Raw genomic sequence first — 7,988 nt, 5'->3', positions numbered from 1 at the left:
TCGCGATGGCGGTGGGTCCGTTAGCGGTGATGTCGGCTGGGCACCGTCATCGCGAGCAAGCTCGGCTCCCACAGGGGTTCTCGGGTGTTTCCAGACCTGATGCCGAGCACTCAAGCCCGTAGCGAGGGAGCTTGCTCCGCTGGGGCGCGAAGCGGCCCCAATAAGCTGCATGCGATCTGCCTGACGCCACGCGGTGCTTGGTTTTGGGGCTGCTGCGCAGCCCAGCGGGAGCAAGCTCCCTCGCCACAAAGGCAGTTTGGTTGAGGCTACAAAACCCTATGGCCCTCCCACTGGGTTCTCGAGTGGCCACAAGGTTTGTGTCCACCGCCAATTTCCGTGTGGGAGCGAGCTTGCTCGCGATGGCGGTGGGTCCGTTAGCGGTGATGTCGGCTGGGCACCGTCATCGCGAGCAAGCTCGGCTCCCACAGGGGACTCGGGTGTTTCCAGACCTGATGCCGGGCAAGCTCCCTCGCCACGAGCCCATCGGTTTCCAAAAATACGGTGCATTGCCCGGACTAGAGGTCTCATTGATGGCTTATATCATTCTGAATGATAGTTACCTTTGCTTCATTCGATTCGTTCCGGTGTCTTGCGCCACGCATCATCCGCCCATTCTCAATACATTGGCGGATGCTATCCATGGAACATTCACTTTCAAAACTGCGTTTTCCCCTCGCGCTGCTGGCGGTGCTGGTGATGAGCGCCTGCGGCAAGACTCCCGACACGGCAGCGTCCATGCCGCCGGCCAAAGTCAGTGTGGCCAAGGTGTTGGAGCAGCCTGTCAACGAATGGGATGAATTCACCGGTCGCCTCGAAGCGCCAGAAACCGTTGAGATCCGCCCGCGGGTTTCCGGGCAGATCGACGAAGTGGCCTTCACCGAAGGCGCGCTGGTCAAGAAGGGCGACCTGTTGTTCCAGATCGACCCACGCCCCTTCCAGGCTGAAGTCCGTCGTCTCGAAGCGCAACTGGCCCAGGCCCGCGCCACCGCCACCCGCAGCGAGAATGAAGCCCAACGTGGCGAACGCCTGCGCTTGAGCAATGCCATTTCCGCCGAGCTGGCGGATTCGCGCACCAGCGCCGCCCAGGAAGCCCGCGCCGCCGCCGCAGCCATCCAGGCGCAGCTGGACCTGGCGAAACTGAACCTGAGCTTCACCCGCGTTACCTCGCCCATCAGCGGTCGCGTCAGCCGCGCGGAAATCACCGCCGGCAACCTGGTGACCGCCGATGTCACGCCGCTGACCAGCGTCGTGTCCACCGACAAGGTCTACGCCTACTTCGACGCCGATGAGCGGGTCTTCCTCAAGTACACCCAACTCGCCCGCCAGGGCCAGCGCGGCCAGGCCACGCCGGTCTACATGGGCCTGTCCAACGAGGACGGCAACCCGCACCAGGGCCAGATGAACTTCGTCGACAACCAGGTCAACCCACAGACCGGCACCATCCGTGGCCGCGCGGTGTTCGACAACAAGGATGGCACCTACACCCCAGGCCTGTACGCCCGCTTGAAGCTGGTGGGCAGCGGCACCTACGCCGCCGTGCTGATCAACGACGAAGCCGTGGGCACCGACCTGGGCAAGAAATTCGTCTTGGTGATGGACGCCGAAAACAAGCCGGCCTACCGCGCCGTCGAGCTGGGGCCGAAGATCGAAGGCCTGCGCATCGTGCGCAGCGGCCTGAACAAGGACGACACTATCATCGTCAAGGGGCTGCAACGGGCTCGTCCGGGTGCACCGGTCACGCCTGAAACCGTGCCGATGGCCAGCGAAGAAACCATTGCCGCCCTGGCACAACAACGTAAAGCGCTCGAAGCCAGCAACCTGCCCCAAGTCGCGCCCTCCAAGGCGGCGTCAGGCTCGGCAGGCAAACTGGCCGCTGCGACCCCACGCGACTAAGGGACTGAATCCAAGATGAAATTTTCCCAGTTCTTCATTTCGCGGCCGATCTTCGCAGCAGTGCTTTCGCTGTTGATCCTGATCGCCGGCGCCATCTCGCTGTTCCAGCTACCGATCAGCGAATACCCGGAAGTCGTGCCGCCGACCGTGGTCGTACGCGCCAACTTCCCGGGCGCCAACCCCAAGGTCATCGGCGAAACCGTGGCCGCGCCCCTGGAGCAGGCCATCACCGGTGTCGAGAACATGTTGTACATGTCCTCGCAGTCCACCGCTGACGGCAAGATCACCCTGACCATCACCTTCGCCCTCGGCACCGACCTGGACAATGCCCAGGTGCAGGTGCAGAACCGCGTCACCCGGACCGAGCCCAAGCTGCCGGAAGAAGTGACCCGAATCGGCATCACGGTGGACAAGGCATCGCCCGACCTGACCATGGTCGTGCACTTGACCTCGCCGGACCAACGCTACGACATGCTCTACCTGTCCAACTATGCCCTGCTCAACATCAAGGATGAGCTGGCGCGCCTGGGCGGCGTGGGTGATGTGCAACTGTTCGGCATGGGCGACTATTCCCTGCGCGTCTGGCTGGATCCGAACAAGACCGCCTCGCGCAACCTGACCGCCACCGACGTGGTCACCGCGATCCGTGAGCAGAACCGTCAAGTGGCCGCCGGTGCCCTGGGTGCGCCGCCGGCGCCGAATGCCCAGGCTTTCCAGCTGTCGATCAACACCCAGGGGCGCCTGGTCAATGAGGAAGAGTTCGAGAACATCATCATTCGTTCCGGCGCCAACGGTGAAATCACTCGCCTGAAGGACATCGCCCGGGTGGAACTGGGCTCCAGCCAGTACGCCTTGCGTTCGCTGCTGGACAACCAGCCGGCGGTGGCGATCCCGATCTTCCAACGTCCGGGCTCCAACGCCATCCAGATCTCCAACGACGTTCGCGAGAAGATGGATGAGCTGAAGAAAGGCTTCCCGGCAGGGATGGACTACAGCATCGTCTATGACCCGACGATCTTCGTCCGCGGCTCCATCGAAGCGGTGGTCCACACCCTGTTCGAAGCCCTGATCCTCGTGGTGCTGGTGGTGATCCTGTTCCTGCAGACCTGGCGCGCCTCGATCATTCCGTTGGTGGCGGTGCCGGTTTCGCTGATCGGTACGTTCGCGGTGATGCACCTGTTCGGCTTCTCGTTGAATGCCTTGTCACTGTTCGGCCTGGTACTGGCGATCGGTATCGTGGTGGATGACGCCATCGTGGTGGTGGAAAACGTCGAGCGAAACATCGAACTGGGCCGCACCCCCGTGGAGGCGACGAAGCGCGCCATGGGCGAAGTGACCTGCCCGATCATCGCCACCGCCCTGGTGCTGTGCGCGGTCTTCGTGCCGGCGGCGTTAATCAGTGGCTTGACCGGTCAGTTCTATAAGCAGTTCGCCCTCACCATCGCCATTTCCACGGTGATCTCGGCGAGCAATTCCCTGACCCTGTCCCCTGCCCTGGCTGCCGTATTGCTCAAAGGCCATGACGCGCCCAAGGACCGTTTCTCCAAGTTCCTCGACAAGCTCTTCGGTGGCTGGTTGTTCCGTCCATTCAACCGCTTCTTCGAGCGCGCCAGCCATGGCTACGTGGGCACCGTCGCGCGGGTCATCCGCAGCAGCGGCATCGCCCTGGTGCTTTATGCAGGCCTGATGGTGCTGACGTTCTTCGGTTTTTCCACTACCCCGACCGGCTTCGTGCCCGGCCAGGACAAGCAATACCTGGTGGCCTTCGCCCAACTGCCGGACGCCGCGAGCCTGTATCGCACCGAAGATGTGATCAAGCGCATGTCCGACCTGGCGCTCAAGCAACCGGGCGTTCAAAGCGCCGTGGCCTTCCCGGGCCTGTCGATCAACGGATTCACCAACAGCCCGAACGCCGGCATCGTGTTCGTGACCCTCAAGCCCTTCGACGAGCGCAAGGACCCGAGCATGTCGGCCGGCGCCATCGCCGGTGCCTTGAACGGCAAGTACTCGGAGATCCAGGAAGCCTACATGGCGATCTTCCCGCCGCCGCCGGTACAGGGCCTGGGCACGATCGGTGGTTTCCGCCTGCAGATCGAAGACCGGGGCAACCTGGGCTACGACGAGCTGTACAAAGAAACCATGAACATCATCACCAAGAGCCGCAGCGTGCCGGAACTGGCCGGGTTGTTCACCAGCTACACCGTGAACGTACCCCAGGTCGATGCCGCCATCGACCGTGAAAAAGCCAAGACCCACGGCGTGGCCGTCAGCGACATCTTCGACACCCTGCAGATTTACCTGGGTTCGCTGTATGCCAACGACTTCAACCGCTTCGGCCGTACTTACCAGGTCAACGTCCAGGCCGAGCAGCAGTTCCGTCTCGAGTCGGACCAGATCGGCCAGCTCAAGGTGCGCAACAACCGTGGCGAGATGATCCCGCTGGCGACCTTCATCAAGGTCAGCGACACCTCGGGCCCAGACCGCGTGATGCACTACAACGGCTTCATCACCGCTGAAATCAACGGTGCTGCCGCCCCGGGCTACAGCTCCGGCCAGGCCGAGAAAGCCATCGAGAAACTGCTCAAGGACGAACTGCCCAACGGCATGACGTACGAGTGGACCGACCTGACGTACCAGCAGATCCTCTCGGGCAACACCGCGCTGTTCGTGTTCCCGCTCTGCGTACTGCTGGCGTTCCTGGTGCTCGCGGCACAGTACGAAAGCTGGAGCCTGCCATTGGCGGTGATCCTGATCGTACCGATGACCCTGCTGTCGGCGATTACCGGGGTGATCCTCTCCGGTGGCGACAACAACATCTTTACCCAGATCGGTTTGATCGTACTGGTGGGGCTTGCCTGCAAGAACGCGATTCTGATCGTCGAGTTCGCCAAGGATAAACAGCTCGAAGGCATGAACCCGCTGGCGGCGGTCCTCGAAGCGTGCCGCCTGCGTCTGCGGCCGATCCTGATGACCTCCTTCGCTTTCATCATGGGCGTGGTGCCCCTGGTGTTCTCCAGCGGCGCCGGTGCGGAAATGCGCCATGCCATGGGTGTGGCGGTGTTCTCCGGGATGCTCGGAGTGACCTTCTTCGGCCTGCTGCTCACCCCCGTCTTCTATGTACTGATCCGCAACTTCGTCGAACGCAGCGAGGCCCGCAAGGCGGCCCGGGCTTTGAAACTGGAGGCGCAACAATGAGTTTGAAAGCGTTCGTGCCGAGCTTGCTGGTCCTGGCATTGAGTGCCTGTGCCGTAGGGCCGGACTACAAGGCACCGCAAACGGAGGCGGCGAATATCACCACCGCCACCGACGGCGCCGCCGGCCAGAAGAACTTCGACCGCGCCCGTTTCGAAGGCGTCTGGTGGCAGCAGTTCGACGACCCGACCCTCAACGCGGTGGTGACCCGTTCCCTGGACGGCAACCGCGAGTTGCGCGTGGCCTTCGCCCGCTTGCGGGCCGCCCGGGCGATTCGCGATGACGCCAGCAATGACGCCATGCCGACCATTACCAGCCGTGCCAGCAGCGAACTGGGCAAAGGCCAGAACCCGATGGGGCAGACTGACGAGCGAGTCAACTCCGAGCGTTACGACCTGGGCCTGGACATGGCCTGGGAACTGGATTTGTTCGGGCGCATCCAGCGCAACCTGGAAGCCACCGATGCCGATCAACAGGCGATCGAAGCCGATCTCTATCAGTTGCAGGTGACGATGATCGCCGAGCTGGTGGATGCCTACGGCCAACTGCGCGGCGCACAACTGCGGGAAAAGATCGCCCTGGCGAACCTGAAGAACCAACAGGATTCGCGCAAGATCACCGAAAGCCTGCGTGATGCCGGCGTCGGCGATCAGCTCGACGTGGTCCGTGCCGATGCGCGCCTGGCCTCGGTGGAAGCCAGCGTGCCGCAGCTGCAGGCCGAGCAGGCTCGCCAACGCAATCGCATCGCCACGCTGTTGGGCGAACGCCCGGACAAACTCAGCGTGGACCTGAGCCCGAAACAGTTGCCAGCCATCGCCAAGGCCCTGCCCATCGGCGACCCGGGTGAACTGCTGCAACGGCGCCCGGACATCCTCAGTGCCGAGCGCCAACTGGCCGCCGCCACGGCGCGCAGCGGCGTGGCCAAGGCCGACCTGTTCCCACGGGTCAGCTTGAGCGGTTTCCTCGGTTTCACCGCCGGACGCGGTTCGCAGATCGGCTCCTCGGCCGCCAACGCCTGGGCGCGGGGCCCGAGCATTACCTGGGCCGCTTTCGACCTGGGCAGCGTGCGGGCGCGCTTGCGCGGCGCCGATGCCGAGGCGGACGGCGCCCTGGCGAACTACGAACAGCAAGTGCTGTTGGCCCTGGAAGAGTCGGAAAATGCCTTCAGTGACTATGGCAAGCGTCAGCAGCGGTTGATCTCGCTGATCCGCCAGAGCGAATCGAGCCGCGCCGCCGCCGACCTGGCAGAGATTCGCTACCGCGAAGGCACCGTGGATTTCCTCGTGCTGCTCGACGCCCAACGTGAACGCCTGGCGGCCGAAGACACCCAGGCCCAGGCCGAAGTGGACCTGTACCGCGGCATCGTCGCAATCTACAAGGCCCTGGGTGGCGGCTGGCAACCGGAAACCGTCGCCAGCAACTGACCCGCCCGGCTCAACCGAGCTCCTTTGGTTGGCCGCAACCAGCCAAATTTTTGCCCCGCTTCTCATTCGGACGCGGGGCTTTTTTTTATTTATCGCCCAGGGTCCACTGTGGGAAGGCCCTTTGTGGGAGCGAGCTTGCTCGCGATAGCAGTGTGTCAGTCAATATCTACCTCACTGATCCGACGCCATCGCGAGCACGCTCGCTCCCACAGATTCATCACTGCCGTTAGAAGGTTTGACTCAAGCCGCCACCTGACCGAAGCTTGCGGCATTTCACGCTTCTGGTAATGGATTCCCTGCATGCCCTCGCCTCGCCGCCGCTATCTGCTCCTCAGCCTCTGTGTCCTGTTGTTGATCGGTCTTGTCGCGGTGTGGCTACGCAGCACCACGCCGCAGATCCCTGAGGCGATCAAGCGTGGCTACAGCGAGGCCTTGGAAAGCGCCCGCAACGGACAGCCGGGGGCGGCGCGGATGCTTTACCAGCAACTGGGACGTCCGGATCTCTCGCCCAAGCGCCGTGTGTGGCTGCACGCTGAACTGCCCAACTACCCCAGCCCCCAAGCCCTGAAACTGGCGGACGCCGACCTGCACAGCGAGTCGCCGGACGTGCGCCGGGCGGCCATTGGCAGCATCGTCGGGCTGGTGCCGACGGGCCAGCGCAGCCTGTTGCTCGGCCCGCTTCTGGACGATGACGATCCGAACGTCCGGTTCGCCGCCGTGAACGCGCTGCTGGGCCTGTCGCCAGATGACCTCGGCTTGTATTTCGGCGCGATGCAGATCGCCATCGACACTTGGGAGCAGGTGCTCGAAGACGGCCCGAAAACCGCTGACTCCCACTACCAACTCGCCCGGCTGCACCTGCACAACGCCGAATTGAAGAAAGCCCAATTGGCCCTTGAGCAGGCCTTGCGCCTGCAACCGGACAACCTGCCAGCGCTGGTCATGCAGATCGAAGTGCTGGACAAACAGGGCCAGGGCGAAGCCGCACGACAATTACTCGCCCGACAGTTGCAAACCCAGCCAGCGTCGGCTTATCTGCAACATGCGCTGGGCATGTGGCTGCTGCAACACGGCCAGAGCGAGTATGCCGTGCTCGGCCTGGCAAAAGCCGTGGAACTGGAACCCGAGAACCGCCATTACCGCTATGACCTGGCAACCACCCTGCATGCCGAACAGGAAGTGGAAGCCGCGCAGAAACAGCTGCAGGAAATCGTCCAGCGCTACCCCGCCGACCGCAAGGCCCGGGTGTTGCTGATCAACTATTGGAAGGAGACCGGCCAGTTGCAGAACGTTCAGATCCTGTTGGCGCAACTGGAACAACTGAACCCCGATGACCCGGCCCTGCAACAGGGTATGTAGGCGGACTAGCCGTTAAGTGGAACCTTGGGCAGACACACAATCCGTGGCGAGGGAGCTTGCTCCCGCTGGGCTGCGCAGCAGCCCCAAAACAGGGCCGCTTCGCGACCCAGCGGGAGCAAG

Annotated in this window: 4 protein-coding genes; all 4 read left to right on the top strand. The window is 63.1% G+C overall.

Annotated features, from left to right (window positions below; translation table 11 throughout):
* Window positions 1-639 precede the first annotated feature (639 nt).
* The 4 genes from mexE to HGO40_RS29795 all read left to right on the top strand — a co-directional run bounded on the left by mexE (window position 640) and on the right by HGO40_RS29795 (window position 7,868).
* Complete coding sequence (gene mexE / locus HGO40_RS29810) at window positions 640-1,893, top strand: multidrug efflux RND transporter periplasmic adaptor subunit MexE (protein ID WP_186709350.1); 1,254 nt, start codon at window positions 640-642, stop codon at window positions 1,891-1,893.
* Window positions 1,894-1,908: 15 nt separating this feature from the next.
* Complete coding sequence (locus HGO40_RS29805) at window positions 1,909-5,088, top strand: efflux RND transporter permease subunit (RefSeq protein ID WP_250965964.1); 3,180 nt, start codon at window positions 1,909-1,911, stop codon at window positions 5,086-5,088.
* Window positions 5,085-6,509, top strand: a complete 1,425-nt coding sequence (locus HGO40_RS29800) for an efflux transporter outer membrane subunit (RefSeq protein WP_250965963.1) — start codon at window positions 5,085-5,087, stop codon at window positions 6,507-6,509. Before HGO40_RS29805 ends, HGO40_RS29800 begins: the two co-directional genes overlap by 4 nt.
* A 300-nt stretch (window positions 6,510-6,809) precedes the next feature.
* The gene (locus tag HGO40_RS29795; protein WP_250965962.1) at window positions 6,810-7,868 is read left to right on the top strand and encodes a tetratricopeptide repeat protein; all 1,059 of its coding nucleotides are present in this window, start codon (window positions 6,810-6,812) and stop codon (window positions 7,866-7,868) included.
* Window positions 7,869-7,988 lie beyond the last annotated feature (120 nt).

It is taken from the genome of Pseudomonas sp. CG7, from assembly GCF_023701885.1.
GTDB lineage: Bacteria > Pseudomonadota > Gammaproteobacteria > Pseudomonadales > Pseudomonadaceae > Aquipseudomonas > Aquipseudomonas zanjanensis.
The sequence above is the reverse complement of the archived record's forward strand: the minus strand, read 5'-3'. Positions and strand labels throughout refer to the sequence as shown.